Source organism: Tychonema sp. LEGE 06208 (assembly GCF_015207505.1).
Taxonomy (GTDB): domain Bacteria; phylum Cyanobacteriota; class Cyanobacteriia; order Cyanobacteriales; family Microcoleaceae; genus Microcoleus.
The window spans coordinates 1-18,854 of record NZ_JADEWT010000008.1 but is presented as its reverse complement, the minus strand read 5'-3'; the positions used below and the strand labels follow the sequence as shown (position 1 = coordinate 18,854).

15 protein-coding genes and 1 tRNA gene are annotated in these 18,854 nt (G+C 45.4%); 11 read left to right on the top strand and 5 right to left on the bottom strand.

What is annotated here, in order from left to right:
* Positions 1-55: 55 nt before the first annotated feature.
* The 3 genes from IQ263_RS03685 to IQ263_RS03675 all read right to left on the bottom strand — a co-directional run bounded on the left by IQ263_RS03685 (position 56) and on the right by IQ263_RS03675 (position 4,356).
* Entirely contained in the window at positions 56-961 is a 906-nt protein-coding gene (locus tag IQ263_RS03685; RefSeq protein WP_194066227.1) for a hypothetical protein, read from the bottom strand.
* A 652-nt stretch (positions 962-1,613) separates the two neighbouring features.
* Positions 1,614-3,449, bottom strand: a complete 1,836-nt coding sequence (locus IQ263_RS03680; protein WP_194066226.1) for an APC family permease — start codon at positions 3,447-3,449, stop codon at positions 1,614-1,616.
* Positions 3,450-3,516: 67 nt separating this feature from the next.
* Positions 3,517-4,356, bottom strand: coding sequence for a prephenate/arogenate dehydrogenase (locus tag IQ263_RS03675; protein WP_194066225.1), 840 nt, complete (start codon positions 4,354-4,356; stop codon positions 3,517-3,519).
* 38 nt (positions 4,357-4,394) lie between these two features.
* Here IQ263_RS03675 and IQ263_RS03670 point away from each other — a divergent pair, with 38 nt between their 5' ends.
* The 11 genes from IQ263_RS03670 (at position 4,395) to IQ263_RS03620 (ending at position 15,375) form a co-directional block, all read left to right on the top strand.
* Positions 4,395-5,960, top strand: coding sequence for a pentapeptide repeat-containing protein (locus IQ263_RS03670; protein WP_194066224.1), 1,566 nt, complete (start codon positions 4,395-4,397; stop codon positions 5,958-5,960).
* Positions 5,961-6,055: 95 nt separating this feature from the next.
* Entirely contained in the window at positions 6,056-7,618 is a 1,563-nt protein-coding gene (locus IQ263_RS03665) for a pentapeptide repeat-containing protein (protein WP_194066223.1), read from the top strand.
* Positions 7,619-7,931: 313 nt separating this feature from the next.
* Complete coding sequence (locus IQ263_RS03660) at positions 7,932-9,461, top strand: pentapeptide repeat-containing protein (RefSeq protein WP_194066222.1); 1,530 nt, start codon at positions 7,932-7,934, stop codon at positions 9,459-9,461.
* Positions 9,462-9,483: 22 nt separating this feature from the next.
* Positions 9,484-10,995: an ATP-dependent DNA helicase gene (locus tag IQ263_RS03655; protein WP_194066221.1), complete on the top strand. Its 1,512-nt coding sequence runs from the start codon at positions 9,484-9,486 to the stop codon at positions 10,993-10,995.
* 65 nt (positions 10,996-11,060) lie between these two features.
* Positions 11,061-11,273: a DUF2839 domain-containing protein gene (locus IQ263_RS03650; RefSeq protein ID WP_194066220.1), complete on the top strand. Its 213-nt coding sequence runs from the start codon at positions 11,061-11,063 to the stop codon at positions 11,271-11,273.
* A 109-nt stretch (positions 11,274-11,382) separates the two neighbouring features.
* Positions 11,383-11,454: transfer RNA gene (locus IQ263_RS03645), tRNA-Val, on the top strand.
* 127 nt (positions 11,455-11,581) lie between these two features.
* Entirely contained in the window at positions 11,582-12,382 is an 801-nt protein-coding gene (locus IQ263_RS03640) for a TIGR04255 family protein (RefSeq protein WP_194066219.1), read from the top strand.
* A 4-nt stretch (positions 12,383-12,386) separates the two neighbouring features.
* Positions 12,387-12,791, top strand: coding sequence for a hypothetical protein (locus IQ263_RS03635; protein ID WP_194066218.1), 405 nt, complete (start codon positions 12,387-12,389; stop codon positions 12,789-12,791).
* Between the two features lie 6 nt (positions 12,792-12,797).
* A complete protein-coding gene (locus IQ263_RS03630) occupies positions 12,798-13,379 on the top strand; it encodes a hypothetical protein (RefSeq protein ID WP_194066217.1) in 582 nt (193 codons plus the stop codon).
* Positions 13,380-13,552: 173 nt separating this feature from the next.
* Positions 13,553-14,494: a nucleotidyltransferase domain-containing protein gene (locus tag IQ263_RS03625; protein WP_194066216.1), complete on the top strand. Its 942-nt coding sequence runs from the start codon at positions 13,553-13,555 to the stop codon at positions 14,492-14,494.
* Positions 14,495-14,613: 119 nt separating this feature from the next.
* Positions 14,614-15,375 carry a nucleotidyltransferase domain-containing protein gene (locus tag IQ263_RS03620; RefSeq protein ID WP_194066215.1) on the top strand — a complete coding sequence of 254 codons (762 nt, stop codon included), beginning with the start codon at positions 14,614-14,616 and terminating at the stop codon, positions 15,373-15,375.
* A gap of 152 nt (positions 15,376-15,527) precedes the next feature.
* On the opposite strand, the gene IQ263_RS03615 is transcribed toward IQ263_RS03620, so the two are convergent.
* The gene (locus IQ263_RS03615; RefSeq protein WP_228049774.1) at positions 15,528-16,115 is read right to left on the bottom strand and encodes a hypothetical protein; all 588 of its coding nucleotides are present in this window, start codon (positions 16,113-16,115) and stop codon (positions 15,528-15,530) included.
* 778 nt (positions 16,116-16,893) lie between these two features.
* On the bottom strand, positions 16,894-18,717 hold the full coding sequence (gene cobJ / locus IQ263_RS03610; protein WP_194066213.1) for a precorrin-3B C(17)-methyltransferase: 1,824 nt from the start codon (positions 18,715-18,717) through the stop codon (positions 16,894-16,896).
* Positions 18,718-18,854 lie beyond the last annotated feature (137 nt).

Sequence of the window (18,854 nt, the reverse complement as noted above, 5' to 3'; positions counted from 1 at the left end):
GCAGCGTAATTCCTGTCCAATTAAACTTTAAATTCAAGTGAGCTGGCTAGCATTTTTAATCGTTTGTTGACGGATCAAAATGTTTTTTAAACTCCCGCCAATAACTCCCAGCTTTTGTTTCTCCTAAAATCATTTGCATTTTCTTCAAACTTCCACTTTTGATCGGTGGCTTTCCATAATAAAGGAATTGACTTATGTCCTTAGAAAGGCATGGGTTCATAAAACTTTCAATATCTTGGCGCTCCAAATATTTCTTACGCACTTCCTGCAAATATTCGTCTTGAGCATTTGTATGAAATATCGTCCAAGTTGGGTCTTCTATTTTACATAAAGTATAAACCTTGTGGCGCTCCATATATGCGCTAAATGCTATTTCAAGCAAAAACCTGCTAAATTCATGTTCTCCCTGAAACCCAGAAGCAATATACTCTCCCGCAAATTCTTGCATAACTGCGACGAACGTACTGCGCTTCATCAAAGAAAAATTGATAGTACAGGCTTGACTGAAGTACCATCCAGACTTAGCCTCGAAATGTGGATAGCTTCTATTAAAAGCACCGCCCACTGCAAAAACGTTATCTCGATCGAGATCGTCGATCGCTTCCTCCAACCAACGTTCGTGACCTTCTCTGTAAGGTAACGTATCAATTTTGAACCACAATATATAAGGATTGCTAGCAATTACTCCGGCTGTATACTCCTGAATAAAACACCTCTCCTTGTCATTATCTTTATGGTGCGGGGGAATGATTTGCAGCTTATCAATCAAACCATCTTGATACAGTTCCCAATAAAGTTTTTGAGTGTCGCTATCGCTGCCGCCGTCAACAACAACAACTTCGCCGGGCTTGCCACCTAAAAAATCAAACCAATCCAGCAGAATTTTTTTATAGGCTAACCGATTGCCAAAATTTGCTGACACCATTGAAACTTGGCTTAGCTTACTAACGAGTTCGCTCATGATTTATTTTTTTGCTGCTCATATTATTTGCACAGGTTCATTATAACTTACTGATATTTAGACAAGTGTAATTTATCAGAAAATTTATTTTTTTTAAAATCGGGGGGCTTCGAGACTCTATTTTCAGTAAAGCTGGACACATACACCATATTCCATGTATATGTGGTACACACCATCTTGTAGTAAGTAAGGTGCGTCGCCATCATCAACAATCTGCAAGTTTCATTGAACCTGCGCCGGCAGGGACCCACCCTACATAATATGTACCACACAATATAGCTGCTACGGTACTTCACGAACTTGGAATATGCTGTAACTTGTCACAAAGCGATTTATTTCGGTTATTAAAATTAATCAAGGTGTCTGAGAACCGGATTTTAATTAAACTCTAATGTGTCTATATCAAATGGAACGAGCATGAATTTTGGCTCTACCTTTTGAGATGCGGAAAATATTCCGATATTTATAGCACTTAAATGGCCTGTTATGGCAGATGGGGAGAAGGGGAAAGGATTTGATGCTTTTGCCACAAAGATTGAAAGATACCATTGAAATTCGCGATAGCTTAAATAAACCTTCTCTCCAAATCTTACCCAGCAGCCATACATTTGTTTAACGAGCGTAAAATGGCAAATCTTTAACTAAATATTGCTTAAAGAAAATACCTCACCGTCGTCACCACCAGACTTTTTTTAGCCCGCAAAGCCGCCTTTAAAAAGAAAGCAGTTTGATTGTGCAGCAGTCCCTCCCACCAATTTCGCGTCACAAACGCCGGAATAATCAGCGTTAAGAACACTCCCGGCCGCCGCTCTTCAAACAAAGCCAAAAAGTGAGTTAAAGGCTCACCAACAGAACGGTAAGGCGATTCCAGAATTTCCAAAGGAATGTCAGACTGCAAATCTTGCCAAGCCGCTTGCAATTTTGCTATGTCTGTCAAACCAATATCTACGTGAACCGCCACAACCTCATCAGCAATTAAACGAGCGTAATCCAGCGCATCCAAAGTTCCCCGGTGCAACTGTCCGACTAGCACCACTGCCGGATGTTTCACCTCCTTAACTTTAGGTCTCCGAAGATAGGATTTAGGTGCGATTCCCTGAATGCTCAAGCGAGCTGCTACATAGCGATAGTGTCGGTTAATAGCTAAAAATAGACTGACTACGATCGGAATAGTTACTACCACAACCCAAGCTCCCAAAAGGAATTTGGTAGCGACAATTACAGCCAAAACTCCCGTGGTTGCCACTGCACCAATACCGTTCATCACAGCACTAGCTTGCCAACCTTTACCTCGCTCCTTAAACCAGTGAATTACCATTCCCGATTGAGACAGAGTAAAAGAAGTAAAAACTCCAACGGCATACAGCGGAATTATTGCAGTGGTATCGCCTTGGAAGATGATAATTAACAAAGCCGCGCAGAAGCTGAGCAGATTAATGCCATTAGAATAAACCAGCCGATCGCCCAACAGCGACAACTGCCTAGGCAAAAACCCGTCCCGCGCCAAAAAATAACACAGTCGCGGAAAATCCGCATAACTCGTATTCGCCGCCAACAGCAAAATTAACAGAGTTGCAACCTGCAAATAGTAATAAAATATGCCTACTCCAAAAATATCTTTTCCCAACAAAGAAAGCAGGGTTTCATTTTCTTGAGGAATCACTTGATAAATACGAGCCAAGTAACTAATTCCTAAAAACATTACCCCCAGAATTACGCCCAAATAAGTTAAAGTTAGGCGCGCATTCTTCCATTCAGGAGGTTTAAAAGCCAACACACCGTCCGATATCGCTTCAACTCCAGTCAGCGCCGTACAGCCAGCAGCAAAGGCGCGCGCGATCAGAAACAATCCCAAAGGTTCTTTAGCTGGAATATTTTCTAATGCCGGCAAAACATGACCTGTTGCCTGTTGGAATAAACCGCAGCCAATCAAGACAAAAATACCCACGATAAACGCATAGGTGGGAACCATAAATATTTTGCCAGATTCCCGCAAGCCCCTGAGATTGGCAAACATGATTAAGACAATACAAACTAAGCATATTTCCACCGTATAGGGCAGCAGCGAGGGAACCGCTGAAGTCAAGGCTGCCACACCAGCAGAAATACTCACCGTAACTGTGAGTATGTAGTCAATCATCAGGGAAGCTGCTGCGATCAAACCCGGATAAGTACCCAAATTTTCTCGCGCTACAATGTAAGCGCCGCCGCCCTTTGGATAAGCTTTAATCGTCTGCCGGTAAGACAGGGCCACGATCGCCAGCAGTAAAACAATAATGCCCGAAATAGGTAACGACCAACTCAAACTGCTGCTCCCCGCTAGTAAGAGTACCAGCAGAGTTTCTTGAGTAGCGTAGGCAACAGACGACAGTGCATCGGAAGCAAGAACAGCAAGTCCTGTAGCGTTGCTCAGACGTTCGTGAACAGATGCGCTGGTGGGCAAAGATTCACCCAGTAAAACCCGCTTGAGTCGAGAATAGGTGTACATTAAAACTCAATATAGAGGCGTCCACAAATCATAATCGAGATGGGGGCAGTTTTAAGCAATTTTCGGCTCACAAGTTATAATTATTTCTGGCTTTTTGAGTATGCTTTAGCTTATGTTCGAGAGCTTGCCAATTTTCGGATGCGATATCGTTGATAAACTCGTCGAGACTGTCGCGGTAAATAGAGAGCGATCGCAGCAATTCCTCTCGATTGTATTTCGCCACCATCACTCCCAACTCCGGGTTGCCGCCCCCTACGCGACTCGTGTCCCGAAAACCCGAACTCGCCAAATGTTGGGCTAAATTAACAATATCCCGATCGCCCTCAACAGCGCAGGCAGCAACCAGAGTCGCGCTAGTCATCAGCGGCAAATGAGAAATCCAAGCCACAGCTCGATCGTGCTCCTGTGCTCCGCACCGATAAACTTTAGCGCCCAACAACCGCGCAATTTCCTCCACCTTCTCCACAGAGTGCAGCGGAGTCTGGGGAGTCGGAGTCACGACATAAGGCCGCCCCACAAACAAATCCCTTACCGCCGCCTCAATGCCGTTTTGTGCAGTCCCCGCCATCGGATGTCCCCCCACAAAATTCGGCCACAGAGAGGACACAGCTTGTACTATGGGTGTTTTTACGGAACCGACATCGGTTAGAATAGTATCAGGGGAAAGATAGGGCACCAACTCTCGGACGATCGACTCGATCGCTCCTAACGGCGTGCAAATAAAAACCAAATCGGCTCTTGCCATCAGAGACAGGTGTATGCTGGCTTCAGAGACAACACCGCTTTCTTGCGCGCGATCGCAAGTCTGCTGGCGACTCGAAACCCCAAAAACATCAAACCCGCGCGATCGCAAATCCAGAGCGATCGAGCCACCAATTAAACCAAGTCCTACAATACCGATATTCATAGCAATAAAATGGGGATAAATGATACGGTGCCGCCCCCATGACAGTCGAGGAACTCCTGAAAAAATATGCCGCCGGAGAAAGAAACTTTGCCGGAATCAACCTAACTGAGGCCAACCTCAGCGGCGTCAACTTGAGCGGAGCCAACCTCAAGGGTGCGAATCTGAGTGTAGCAAACCTCAGCGGAGCCAACCTCAGCAAAACCGACCTGACCGGTGCCAAACTCAACATCGCCAGACTCAGTGGCGCCCATCTCGGCGGTGCAAACCTCACCGACGCCGACCTCAACGTCGCCTACCTAGTGCGAGTTGACCTCAAAAGAGCCAACCTCACAGGAGCCAAACTGATCAGAGCCGAGCTAATTCGAGCCGAACTCAGCGGAGCCAACCTCAGCGGAGCCAACCTCAGCGGAGCCACCCTCACCGAAGCCACCCTGCGAGGAGCCAACCTCAGCGGAGCCAACCTCCGAGGCGCTCACCTAAGCGGCGCGTACTTGACAGAAGCCAACCTCGAACAAGCCAACCTGCAAGGTGCCGACCTCAGTCGAGCCGACCTCAGCAGCGCCGACTTGCGAGGGACGGAACTCCGACAAGCCAATCTCACTCAAGCCATACTCAGCGGAGCCGACCTCAGCGGAGTCAATTTGCGCTGGGCCATCCTCAGCGGCTGCAACCTGCGCTGGGCAGATTTGAGCGAAGCCAAATTGAGCGGAGCCGACCTCAGCAGAGCCGACCTCTGCCACGCCAACTTACTCAATGCAAGTTTAGTTCACGCCGACCTGTCAAACGCCTATCTGATCCGCGCCGACTGGATTGGAGCCGACTTAACCGGAGCCACCTTAACCGGAGCCAAACTCCACGCAGCTTCGCGGCTGGGTATCAAAACCGAAGGCATGACCTGCAAATGGGTAGATCTAAGCCCCAACGGCGACCACAGCCAAATTTATTGGTTAAACTCGGGAGGAACCAACGAATTTTTTCACGAAACCTTACCCACAGTTCGGATTGTGATTGACTCGCCCCTAGACCAAGGCGCTCATTTTGCCCTAGCTGCAACTTATTACCAAATTGCCCAACAATACCCGACTTTAAGTCAGCCGCCCACCATCGAAGTCAGCTCCAGGCGCACCGTACTCGCCTTTAAAATGGACAGCGACGATAAATTATTTGCCACCGCTTACGTAGCCATCATTCCTTTTAACGACGCCGCCACAACTCAAAAAAACCTGATAGCTTTGATGAAAATGATTCAATCCCACGACGCAGGCAAACTTAACGTTAAAGAATCCAAACACGTCCAATTATCCAGCAAAGATCTCAACCAAGCTATCAGCAAAGTAGACCAAATTAAAATTTCAAGTTCTTTTCCAAGAATCGGCGAAAGCATCAATTTTTTTCAAATCCCTACACAGATGATCTTAATTAATTCCAGCGATCAAAAAATTAGCGTATATCATCACCCAGCCTTCGGCAAGCGCCAGCTCAAAAAAAAATACGCTCCGAACAATGCAACCACCGCCAAGTTAGCCGAAAATACAAAATTGGGTCAAGCTAATATCAGCAGCATTTTGGATTTTATAAAAGGCTTCCACAATATAGATGTCTAAGCATATTGCATCAAGTTACAAAAAATGCTTATTCTATTTAAAGGTTGGCACAACAAAGCTTTGTTCTAGCTAACACATCAGGGAAAGTGAACAGCATGGACGCCGAAGAACTCATAGCCAAATATGCAGCAGGAGAAAGAGACTTTACTGCCATCCTCCTGTGCGAGGCAAATCTCAGCAGGATCGATCTAGCTGGGGCTAATTTCAGCGAGGCAATCTTGAGCCTAACCAACATGAGCGGCACCAATCTGTCAAACGCCAACATGAGAAAAGCCAAACTCAATGTTGCTAGACTCAGCGGTGCTAATCTCAACAAAGCCAACCTCAGCGGCGCTATTCTCAACGTAGCTAACCTGATTCGAGCCGACCTCAGCGAAGCCCAACTCGTCGAAGCTACACTGATCAGAGCCGAATTGATCAGAGCCGACCTCAGCGGTGCAAACTTGAGCGGTGCGAACCTCAGCGAAGCAGATTTGAGAGAAGCAACCCTCAGAGAAGCCAATCTAGAGCAAACTGACCTCAGCGGGGCTCACCTCAGAGGCGCTTGTTTGACAGCGGCCAACTTGGAACGGGCTAACTTGCACAGAGCCGACCTCAGCAGGGCGGACTTGCGAGGAGTAAACCTCTGTAATTCAGAACTCAGACAAGCTAATCTGTCTCAAGCCAACCTCAGCGGCGCTGACTTGCGAGGCGCTAATCTGCGGTGGGCCGACCTCAGCGGGGCCAACTTGACCGGCGCTGACCTCGATGAAGCGAGATTGAGCGGGGCGAACTTGTACGGGGCAAATTTGAGCAATGTCAACCTGTTGAACTCTACTCTGGTACACGCGGATTTGACTCAAGCGAATTTGATTCACGCTGATTGGGTGGGCGCAGATTTGACCGGGGCGGCGCTGACGGGGGCAAAAATTTATGGGGTGTCGAGGTTTAATCTGAAAGCAGATGATATTACCTGCGATTGGGTTGACCTCAGTCCCAACGGCGATCGCAGCCACATCCAGCGGTTTACCTCACAAGAATCTCATCGGTTTTTTAATGCTACACCGCCGACAGTTCAAATTATTGTCGATCGCCCCCTAGACCCCGACGCTAACTTTGCCCTCGCGGCTACCTACCGCCAAATTGCCCGTCAATACTCGGGTTTGAGCCATCCTCCCAGCATAGAAGTTAACTCGCGGCGGACAATCATTTCGTTTAGAATAGATCGGGACGAGCAATTATTTTCCACAGCTTTCGTTGCCATTATTCCCTTTAGCGACGCGGCATTTACTCAAAAAAATCTCATTACTTTGATCAAAATGATTCAACCCCAAAACGGCAATAACCAGGGAGTCAGAGTCTCAAATCTAGTAGTCCAATTGAACGTAATGCTGACCAAAACAATCAGAAAAATAGGGGAATTAAAAATTCAGCCGATTCGCCTCGAACGCGAATTGATGTCGAGTTTTTTCCAATCGCCTACCCAAACTATACTTGCTAACTCCAGCGCCGAAAGTTTGATGGTTCACTATCACCCAGACTTTGGCAGAAACTTGGCAAATTTGCCTGGAGTCACCAAAACCTCGATCAGTCCTGCAATTAAAGCCCAAAGATTCACAACCCCTCCGCTAAATACGGTGGTTGAGTTTGTCAAAAGCTTTTATCAGCTCGGCGAGTAAATATAGCCGAAGGAAGGAAGTTCGGCAACGAGCAATGTACGGGATGTAACGGATGTAACGGATGTAACGGATGTAAGTCCGTCGGAATCAGGAATAAGGAAGTTCGGCAACGAGCAATGTACGGGATGTAACGGATGTAAGTCCGTCGGAATCAGGAAGAAGGAATCAAGAAAAATGTAAATGCAATTGTTGGCAATAATTTCAGCAATTAAAAATTTAATAACCTTGGGTTTGCTATATAAATTAAGTGGAGATAATTTAGATTTACGCCCAAAATAAGTTAGCCGATCGGCATTTCATTCAGGTAAAAAACATGGAATCTGAAGAACTTCTCAAACGATTTGAACTCGTCAAAAGATACACAGAAGGCGACAGAGATTTCACAGGAATCAATCTGAATGAAGCTAATCTCAGCCGCATCAACCTCAGCCAATCAATTTTAAGGCGGGCTAGCTTATTTATCACCAACATCAGCGGCGCTAACTTGAGCGATGCTGACTTGAGCGATGCTAACCTAAATGTGGCTAGACTCAGCAGCACCAATCTCTCGCGGGCAATCTTAAACGGGGCTAATCTCAACGTAGCCAACTTAGTGAGAGCCGATTTAACTGCGGCTCAATTAATCGGAGCATCGCTGATTAGAGGCGAATTAGTCCGCTGCCAACTCAGCCAAACTAACTTCAGTCGCGCTAATCTGACGGAAGCCGATTTAAGAGAGGTCAAACTGATAGAAGCTAACCTGTGCGGTGCTAATCTTTCCGGTGCAAATCTCAGAGGTGCTTCGGCTTCATCGGCTAACTTTCAAGGAGCTAACTTGCACGGTGCGGATTTGACAAAAGCAGAACTTAATGGCGTGAATTTAATCGATGCGGATCTGAGACAAGCTTGTTTGCAGGGGGTGAATCTCAGCGGTGCCAATTTGAGCGGAGCTAACCTCAAATGGGCTGATTTGAGCGGAGCTAACCTCAAAGACGCAGATTTGAGCGATGCTAAATTGAGCGGAGCTAACCTCAACGGAGCGGATTTAAGAAATACTAATTTAGCAAATACTAATTTGGTTCACGCAGATTTGACAGAAACTAATTTGATTAACGCTGATTGGGTGGGGGCAGATTTGACGGGGGCAACTTTAACTGGGGCAAAACTGTATTTTGTTCCCCGGTTTGGCATCATAGTCGATAATATTAGTTGCGAGTGGGTTGACATCAGCCCTGCGGGCGATTGCTCTGCGATTCAACAATTTAATTCGCCGTCTGAAGCGAGAAAATTTTTAAATCACACGCCGGGATTAGTGCGAATTGTGGTTGATGCAGTTTTAGATTACTCAGCAAACATCACTTTAGCAACAGCGTATAGCGAAATAGCTCGGCATTACCGGGCAATGAGCTTTCCTCCCAATATTGAAGTAGGCTACCGCCGGACAAATATAACTTTTAGATTTGAGAGCGACGAGCATTTATTGCCAGTCGCTTTTTTAGCAATCTTACCTTTTAATGATGCTTTAGAAACTCAGAAAAATATTGTGGCTGTTAGCAAAAATATCGCAAGTCAAAATTTGAATAAAAACCGAATTGTGCAGTTGTATAAAGGATTGAATGCAGCGATAGATAATTTAAGTGAAGCGAAGGAAATGCTGCAAATAACACTAAATTTAGCTCGGGAGACCAAGTTTTTTCAATCGCCTACCCAAACTATTTTAATTAGTTCTGGGCAGGAAAGTTTGACCGTGCAGTCTCACCCGAATTTTGGTGGGCGAGGTGGAAAAAATCAGGAGAATAAATTCAGTGTGCCAGAGCGTCAAAAAGTAGTTGATTTTCTGGCAAGTTTTGATTATGTTGATTGAGCAATATCAACTGTGAAATCGATTGATTGAGGTAGAAGTCCACAACTCGCTGCTCCGCTTCTTGCGATCGCACTCCGAGCCGCACTGGCCCCACCATTTAACGATGGCGCGTCTCGTGGCGCGGGCTTTGCGCTTGGGGCGCAGCGCTCTAATTCAAACGGGGCTGCCCGCAGGAGCTTACCGACAGCGGTATCGAGTCAGTTATTTGATGCCGGTGTTGATGTGGCCCGATCCGGTGATTTTAGTCGCGCCGACACCGCTGCTGGAACATTTGCAGCGGGTGGAAATTCCTCGCTTGCAAGAGTGGCTGCAAACAGAGAAGCCGATCGAGATTTATTCCCATAATGCCGATTTCCAAGGGCTGATGCTCATAGATCCAGAGTCTTGGCTGGCGGATAGCTTGGCGGAAAATTCGGAACTTCGCGGCAATATTCCGACAATTATCGACGGTGTGGATGATTTGGAAGTTTGGACGCGCCAGCAGTTGACTGCGGGTTTGCAACCTCCTGACTGGAATGATTTAATGCAATCTGAGCCAATGCTGGCGGATGAAATCCTCCAAGTGCGGGTACTGCTAACGCGGGCTGTGTTTTTGCATCCAGCTAAGCCTGACGAGTGCTATTTGCTGGAAACGGCAGAGCAAAATATTTTGGAGGGGCTGCTAGGAAGGATCGAGCTTAACGGGCTGATTCCGCCGGCTGCTTGGAGTAATTTTTGGCATTGCTGGCAAACTAACGGCCAACTGCGGTGGGCGCAAATTCATCGATCGAGCGGGTCATTTTCTCTCTACTGCGCGCCGGTGCAGGTGGCGGAGGTTTTGGGCAAAATTTGGTCTGCCGTGCCTGTGGTGTTGATTGGCTGTGCGGTGGATGTGGAACCGAAGGCTCCGATCTTCCGGCAAATGATGGGATTGCCAGAGTTGACGAGTGTGAAGTTTTCGCCCGATCGACAAAACGAATTAATTCAACTGTACATTCCCAACTGGCTGCCGCTGCCGAATACGCCGGAATTTCAGGGTGTTTTGATTCAAGAAATTCGGACTTTGCTGTTGATGAGCGTGTCGGTGGCGGGTTTAACGGTGTTGATTGTGGGTGATGTACCGCTGAGGGCTCGGCTGGCGGCGATTTTGGCTTCTGAGTTCGGTTCTCGGGTGCAGGTTGAAAAAACTGATGTGGGGGAGAATGGGATTTTGGTGACTGGGTGGGAGTTTTGGCGGGAACATCAGGGGGAGTTGAGCGTGCCTCACTTGCTGGCGATCGCCACTTTGCCGCTACCTACCTTGGAGAATCCTTTGGTGGCGGCGCGTGTGGCTGATTATAAGGAGCGGCGTCTAGATTGGTTTCGGTTGTATTTGCTGCCGGCGGCGCTGAATGAGTTGCAACGGGCGATCGCGCCGGTGCGAGAACGTCAGGGGGTTGTGGCGATTTTTGACAGTAGGGTGATTCACCGCAGTTACGGGCAGCAGGTTTTAGCGGCGCTGAGTCCGTTTGCGAGGATTAATTATTTGGATACGACTTGGCTGACGCTGGCCTGAGATGACCTGTTGGCGTATAATTTGGTTGGTTATACAATTGAAATCTGATTTAGCAGACAAAAATTATGGGTGAAGCTAAGCGTCGTAAAGAGTCGATCGGCGACGAATTAGGTAAAGAAGAGCGCATCGTTTCGTGGCTGCCAATCACGAAAACCCAAAGCGAAGATTTTGTGAGGTGGACATCTCGCGGAAGCTGGATCGGGATTAGCCTGTTGGTGGGTTGGTGGATTGTGGTGCGGTTCGTCGGCCCTGCGGCGGGTTGGTGGCAGGTTGATTGATTCTAGGCTCGACAAATGCCTGTCTTGTGGGCATTGTGTCGAGTGCAACTGAATTTTTTGGAAAATTAAGTTGCGAATATCGAGTGAGTGTGATATGTTAACGATCTGCGGGCAATTAGCACAGTGGTAGCGCACTTCCTTCACACGGAAGGGGTCACTGGTTCAAATCCAGTATTGCCCATATTTCTAAGTTGTAAAATTTGATTGGGAAAAGGCGATGGCATCGATCCTGAATGTGATTCTGTTTGGAAGTAAGTTAAGCTAGAGTAATAGACGCTCTTCTAATTGGTAATGGATACTTTAAAAAAATGAAGCTCCCAAACTATGAAAGAGTAATTTATGAGGACAGCCCCCTAATTGAGGTTATTGCTCAACTTAGATTTCCAACTATCCTGAAAATTGCCACCCAACAGCCTGTAGACTTTCAAGATAGTATAAGGTTTGAATACCCAATTTTTGAAACTTCTAGAAATTTGCAGTTCCCGGTTGAGCTATCTAATCTTTTAACCCAATTCAGCTCAAATTTTACCAGTGACTTGACTTCAATTGACTTGACTTATCAATTTAAGTCAGAAGACTTGAGTTGCCAGATATCTTTAGACAAAAACTCTATCACGCTTGCTACGACAAAGTATGAAAGATATGAAAGTTTTATTGATAAATTTAAACGCGCTGTAGAACTTTTTGAAAAGATATATAATCCCTCTTTTTATTCACGAACAGGACTAAGATATCGCGATTTAATTATTAGATCAAAACTAAATATCAAAGACAAAGAGTGGCATGAATTAATACCGCAACATATTGCTTCTGAACTTTATACACCAGAAGTAGCAGATTCAATTCAAAATTTTGTTAAAAATTTACAGCTAAAAACTGAATTCGGTCAAGTTAATTTTAGTCATGGGCTTGTTAACGTTAGGGACACAGAAGGAGGTATAGATGAAACAGCTTATTTATTAGATAGTGATTTTTTTACTGAGGATAAAATAGAAAAAAGTGAAAATGCCTGGAAAATACTCGATAACTACAACCATACAGCCAGAAATCTCTTCCGGTGGGGTATCACGGAAGAGTTGCACAGAGCAATGCAACCTCAACCAATATAATCCTATGCACGTAACAACTGGTGGTACTCAAAGCAAAAATATAATTGGACAAAGGTATGAAGTTTTACCTACTCCTGCTCAGACGCAGTATCGGCACACTTTAGCCTCTGGTACTCCTAGCTTAAAAATCGAAGTTTCCATCGAATCACCTATTAGTGGTGAATGGTTTGGTCAATTCAATCAAAACACCATCACTTGGGTTAAGTGTTTAACGCTACTCCATCTGCTTTTTGCTAACACTCCCGAAGGATTGCAAGAAGCATCTGAAGTGCTTGAACGAATGGTGGAATATTATAGTGACTGTCGGTCGGATTTAGGACAAACTGCCTTACCTAAAGAATTAGGATTACTTACTGGTAGCGTATTACCTAGCGAAGTCAGACCGCCTTTAGTCCTAGATTTTGAGTAGCTAACCATGAGTAAACCTTTGATTTACAGAGCCTCGAATGACAAAGAGGCTCTTAGACAAGGGGAAATTCTGACTGGACTTATACAGATTAAACCAGTTGCAAGTGAATCTTCTCCAAACCTCGATCAAATTCAGTTTAAACCTATTGTTCATCCTTATGCAATTATTGTTACTCAAAACTGTGATTTAGATTGGGACTATAGCGCTAGGCAAAATCGAGATAAACCTAATAAGTTATTAAATTCTATACTTTTTTGTCAAGTATTTACAGCTCAAGAAATTCGCCCCAACCAAAATTCAGCAGATTGGAATTTAGTTAAATCTAATCGTTATCAGCAATACCATTTTTTGGAAAAAATACCTCTAGAATGTGAATCATCTCAGGAAGGCATACCAGAATTAACAGTAGATTTTAAAAAAATTTTTGCGATAGATGCTGATTTCTTATACCATCAAATAAATAATAATTTTTCTAAACGACGTGCTGTGCTTGAAAGTCCATATTTAGAAGACTTTTCACATCGTTATCATGACTTTCATGGGCGTGTAGCACTTCCTGCACAACATGAAAGTGAAAAGGGGGTATAAGCTAAAGCGAAAAATTAAGCAGCGATAAAATTAGAGAACTTTTTGCTTTTTCGCTAAACAGAATTCTGTATGTAGCTGTACTTTTCCGAATTGCTAAAAATTCTCGCTCGAATTTTATACTACATCTATGTTACACTAACATTGTAGCTCGTGCCACCGCAGGAGGTTCCCTCATGGCAAATGCCAATATTTCCCAAAATTTCAACTTAATTATCCCCGCAGGAACCCAAATTGTCACCAAAATTGAAGTCAAAAATCCTGCAACTAACGAATCTTGGAAACCGGGATTAGTAGGTGTCATCGTTCAATCGCCTACCGACAATTCCCACGCATATTTAGTCAAATTCCCAGACGCAACACAAGTTAGCCTGCGGCGACACGAATTCAGCATCCGCAAACAGTTTCAAAGCGAAGGATTGCACTCAGGAGGAGATTTTCTCGCCGAATATAACCTCTATGATTCTGTAATTTACCGCTGCATTGTTGGTTCCAGAGCCTACGGTTTGGATAACGAGCAATCCGATACAGACAGGCGCGGGATTTACCAGCCGCCGGCAATACTTCATTGGTCGCTTTACGGCATTCCAGAACAATTGGAAAACAAGGAAAATCAGGAATGTTATTGGGAACTGCAAAAGTTTCTGGTTTTGGCACTAAAAGCTAATCCCAATGTGCTAGAATGTTTGTACACGCCTTTAGTAGAAACTGTTTCTCCTGTAGCACAAGAATTGCTAGAAATTAGGGAAATCTTTCTGTCTCAATTAATTTATCAAACTTACAATAGCTACGTTTTGTCTCAATTTAAAAAAATGGAGCAAGACTTGCGGAATACAGGAGAAGTGCGATCGAAGCACGCGATGCACTTGATTCGCTTGTTGCTGTCGGGAATTACGGTGCTCAAGGAGGGGTTTGTGCCGGTGCGGGTGCAGGATTTTCGATCGCAATTGCTATCTATCCGCAATCAAGAAATATCCTGGGATGAGGTGAATCGGTGGCGATTGAGCTTGCACGCAGAGTTCGATCGCGCTTTTGCAGAAACTTCCTTACCGGAACGTCCTAATTACGAGAAAGCTAATCAGTTTTTGATTGAAGCGCGTAGAGGTGCGATCGGCTAAAAGGGGCGGGTTTACGCGATCGTTAATTTGAGACATATATGGTTGGTAAAACCCGCCACTACAGCTATTTACGATTGTTTAACCGGAATTGAAATTAGCATTGATAAAATGTTGGAAAAATGATCGAATATATCTCTAATCTAGCCAAAATCATCTCAGTTCGACCTTACCCGCTGCTGTTTGCGACTGTCAGCGGATCGCACTTATACGGTTTTCCTTCCGCAGATTCTGACTTCGACTTGCGGGGAGTACATATCTTACCGCTACCGAAAGTAATTGGACTGATTGCGGGAGAAGAAACAATCGAGGTTTCGGAAGTTCGGGAGAAAATGGAACTCGATTTAGTCACTCACGATCTTAAAAAGTTTCTTGAGTTGCTGTTGAAGCGCAACGGCTACGTGTTGGAACAACTGTATTCGCCACTCATAGTTTACACTACCAAGGAACACGAAGAGTTAAAAGAGCTCGCCTCGAACTGCATTACCAAGCACCACAGCCACCACTATCTCGGTTTTGCTCAGACTCAATGGAGATTGTTTGAGAAGCAAAGCCCGCGTCGAGTTAAGCCGCTGCTGTACGTTTATCGGGTGTTGCTGGCGGGGATTCATTTGATGCAAACGGGGGAAGTTGAGGCGAATTTAGTGAAACTTAACGACAAGTTCCAGTTGTCGTATATTCCCGATTTGATCGATCGCAAGCTGGCTGGTGCGGAAAAATCTGTGCTGGAAGATACAGATATTGAATTTTATCAGCAGGAGCGCGATCGGCTAATCAATGTATTAGAAGAGGCAAGTTTGACAAGTCATTTACCGTCAAATCCTGATGCAAAGGTTGCTCTTAGTGAATTCTTAGTAAAGGTGAGGATGGCATCTGTGAACTAAGCTGTTCCACTTCTAATTACTCGTTTGGTGCGCCGAAGATTGCAGAACATCTATTCCCAGACAAACTAATACTAAAAAAAACGGGTTTTTGATTGTGATTCAAGACCAGAATGCAGTATTTTCGTTCTTCATCAAACCCGGTTGTAAATGATTTACCTTGAGATATTTGTGTTGGCTGGTTCGCTGAGGGCGGGTATGCCGATATTTTCATGTTCGGTAAATTGTGTGTTTTTTCCTTGTATGGAAATATTCCAACTGGCTCCGCCTAAATATGTCTTGATATATGAAGTCAATGCGTGGATAAATACTACGATGCCCAGCATTTCTAATGACTCTTCAACCGTCACTATTATCTTGTAAGGTATATTATCTTCTCCCGCTACAGAAGCTTGGTATGCCCCTACCAATTCCATCCCTAGCGCTCCTCCAATATAAATAACAGTTGCTGCAACAAACAATTTTCTTGTAGGAACAGGAAGGTGGAACAGAAACTTAATGTAGGATAAGAGAAATATCACTACTAGAATGCCCACCGGCACAACCCAAGTAAAGTAAAGAATTCCTGTGGCATTTAGCATGGTTCGCATCGGTTGTACCAATTTTTCGTGCAATTGACCGGCTTCGTCTATAGATATATATAAAAATATGAATGATAAAACTTTCCAGTGATTCTTGTAGCGACAACTATCCAAATTTTTCATATAGGCGATCGTACCCAGCAAGAAAGAACAAAACAGCAATGCCAAAGCTGAGTATGCGGTTGGAATGTTTCGCTCGGAATTAACGCTGAATACCTTGACGAAGTAGTTTTCAGACCGGACACCAGGCAAGAAGTACGCGGCCAGCTCACTTAAGAAAGATATTACAACCAGACAGGTTACAACTCGAAGCAAAAATTGGGTGATAGTCCCAGGAGTTAGAGGAATTTGGAATTTCATTTTTTCTTAACCGTTTGTTTAATTTTTGATTAAGCATATGTTATCCAAAAAAATCTTTTCTCGGTATATCTACGGGAATAGATGAGTTATCGTGGTGAAAAGTTTATTTTTTTTTACGGTAAAGTTGTCGCGGGATTAAGAAATGTAGCAGATATCGATCGCCCTTAATTTTATATTTACAAATTAAAAGATTATTGATTGCAATGTAAATTAGAGATATCCAAAAATGAAGCTGAAATCCTGACTGCGGTTGAGTAGAACTCTAAATTCGATCGATCTCTGACAAAGAAACTCGGCTTCAGACAGCCGATCGCCCTAAGTACGGAGAATTTCTGACATCAAAGGCGATCGCCAATCTCAGTGAACACTCTGAGCTCGAACAAGAGGCAGAATTAACCGGAGATTAACACTCCTAGACGCATTAAGACCGAAGAAACCGGGTTTTTTACCTGATCTTTCTGTCAAAACAGATAATTTTCGTCCATCAAACCCGGTTTCAGACTGCCCATCCCTCCAAGACTAATTAATTAAGTTCGCACTCACAAAAGCCAGTCCTTAAAGATCGGAACCCAAGTTATTACTACAAATTTAAATCGTACCTGCGCGGCGTGTACACCCAAACATCTCCTCCATATTTGCGGGGAATAATCCGAGTTTGACTCGAACCAACAATTACTAAAGTTCTCATATCCGCATCTTCCGGCTGGAATTCGCCGAGGGTGCAAACGCGCACGGATTGGCCTGGCCTGCCGAGGTTTCGCCCCAACACAACCGGGGTTTTAGCATCGCGAGTTTGCAACAAAATCTCGATCGCCCTTCCCAATTGCCAAATCCGCTGTTTCGAGATTGGATTGTAAAATGCCATAACTAAATCCGCCTTTGCAGCAGCCGCAATCCGCTGTTCTATGACCTCCCAAGGCTTGAGAATATCCGAAAGCGAAATCGCACAAAAATCGTGTCCAAGGGGTGCTCCGATCGCAGCAGCAGCCGCCTGCATGGCAGAAATCCCCGGTGCTACCCGAATGTCGATGCCTTGCCATTCGGGTTTGCTGTCAGAGTCGATCGCCTCAAACACCGCCGCAGCCATCGCAAAAATCCCCGGATCTCCCGACGAAACCACGGCGACAGATTTGCCGGATGCTGCTAAATCTAGGGCAAAACGGGCGCGATCGATCTCTTCGCGGTTGTCGGAATCGTGCCGCTTTTGTCCTTCTCGCAGGGTTCCAGCTAAGTCCAGATAAAACTTGTAACCCACCCAATCCGTGGCTTCGCGCAAAATTTGCTTAACTTCCGGCGACATCCAGGGCGCGCCTCCGGGCCCGGTACCGACGATCGCCAGTTTGCCGCGACTAATGCCGATCGCGCTTGCATCAATCGGTTCTGCAGCCAGGGCGATCGCGCAAGAAAAGGCGTTTGTGCGATCGTACCCGATTAATTGACTGTTTGCGCCCGCTGCTGTCAGGCTAATTTGGGCGGCTGTGACATCAAAACTGGAATTATATTGTATTAATTTAACTGTGTCGAATTCCACAAGTTCTGGAAGATTCAAAAAACGCACGGGAACTTTGAAAAATTGACTGATTGCTTCTAAAGTCGGATTTCCCATCTCATGTTTTAAAGCAAAAAATCCGGCAACTGAGGCTGCTGCTAAATCTGCATTTTCTAAGATTTGCTGCACGTAATAAATTGCTTTTTCTGGCTCGATATCTGATAGTTGCGTGAGTGCAAATGTCACAACTTGCGGGTGGTAAACTAAACAATCTGGGGTTGGTACAACTGCTTTTTCGGTGACGCGGATGGTTAATTTGGCTGCGGGGGCGATCCTCTCCGTTGGCGCAGCCCCCCTAGGGGCGGGCTGCGCTAAGGGCAAATTGCTCTCCCAAAGCCAGCTAGCATCCCCTTCAATGCTTACTTTGGCCCCGGCGAGCAAATTTGAAATAAAAGTCTTCGCATCCTCTGGATTCGCCAAATAATAGCCTTGGGGAGGACTCAGCAGGGCGGTGCGAAAGCGGATATCTCCGGTGGTGGTGATGGCGGGCTGCACGCCGAGGGCGGCGGCAATTTCTCTGGCCAAGTCATTTACGCCGTGCAAACCGCCCAGCAGCGGTACAACGGCGCTTCCGTCTTCGGCGACGGCTAAGACTGGGGGTTCGGCGCGTTTGTCTGACAGCAGCGGGGCGAGGGTGCGGATGATGATTCCGGCGGCGCAGATGGCGATGATTGGGGTTTGGGTTGCGAACAATTCCCGCAGTGTTTCGCCGAAGTTGCTAAAGTTGATGTCTGTGTCGGATGTGCGATCGACTAAACCGTAAATCTGGGAACCTGGGAAGATTGCGGAGATGGTTTGGGCGATCGGCAGGCTGTTTTGACCTAAGATAACTATTGCGGGAGAAACTCGATTCACGGTTTTATATAGAGAACGCCACAGAATGATTGATCCTATAATAGTCAAAATATAATTTCAGTGTGCAGCCTATCTTATGTCTCTAAAATCTATCATGAAACTGACCGAACACGCCAAATCTCTTTACATCGAAACAG

What these genes read in the sequence shown, in the direction of transcription:
- IQ263_RS03625 (WP_194066216.1), top strand. Translation starts at nt 13,553, where the DNA reads ATGGCAAATGCCAATATTTCCCAAAATTTCAACTTAATTATCCCCGCA.
- IQ263_RS03620 (WP_194066215.1), top strand. Translation starts at nt 14,614, where the DNA reads ATGATCGAATATATCTCTAATCTAGCCAAAATCATCTCAGTTCGACCT.
- IQ263_RS03685 (WP_194066227.1), bottom strand. Translation starts at nt 961, where the DNA reads ATGAGCGAACTCGTTAGTAAGCTAAGCCAAGTTTCAATGGTGTCAGCA.
- IQ263_RS03635 (WP_194066218.1), top strand. Translation starts at nt 12,387, where the DNA reads ATGCACGTAACAACTGGTGGTACTCAAAGCAAAAATATAATTGGACAA.
- IQ263_RS03675 (WP_194066225.1), bottom strand. Translation starts at nt 4,356, where the DNA reads ATGAATATCGGTATTGTAGGACTTGGTTTAATTGGTGGCTCGATCGCT.
- IQ263_RS03650 (WP_194066220.1), top strand. Translation starts at nt 11,061, where the DNA reads ATGGGTGAAGCTAAGCGTCGTAAAGAGTCGATCGGCGACGAATTAGGT.
- IQ263_RS03630 (WP_194066217.1), top strand. Translation starts at nt 12,798, where the DNA reads ATGAGTAAACCTTTGATTTACAGAGCCTCGAATGACAAAGAGGCTCTT.
- IQ263_RS03665 (WP_194066223.1), top strand. Translation starts at nt 6,056, where the DNA reads ATGGACGCCGAAGAACTCATAGCCAAATATGCAGCAGGAGAAAGAGAC.
- IQ263_RS03660 (WP_194066222.1), top strand. Translation starts at nt 7,932, where the DNA reads ATGGAATCTGAAGAACTTCTCAAACGATTTGAACTCGTCAAAAGATAC.
- IQ263_RS03670 (WP_194066224.1), top strand. Translation starts at nt 4,395, where the DNA reads ATGACAGTCGAGGAACTCCTGAAAAAATATGCCGCCGGAGAAAGAAAC.
- IQ263_RS03640 (WP_194066219.1), top strand. Translation starts at nt 11,582, where the DNA reads ATGAAGCTCCCAAACTATGAAAGAGTAATTTATGAGGACAGCCCCCTA.
- IQ263_RS03680 (WP_194066226.1), bottom strand. Translation starts at nt 3,449, where the DNA reads ATGTACACCTATTCTCGACTCAAGCGGGTTTTACTGGGTGAATCTTTG.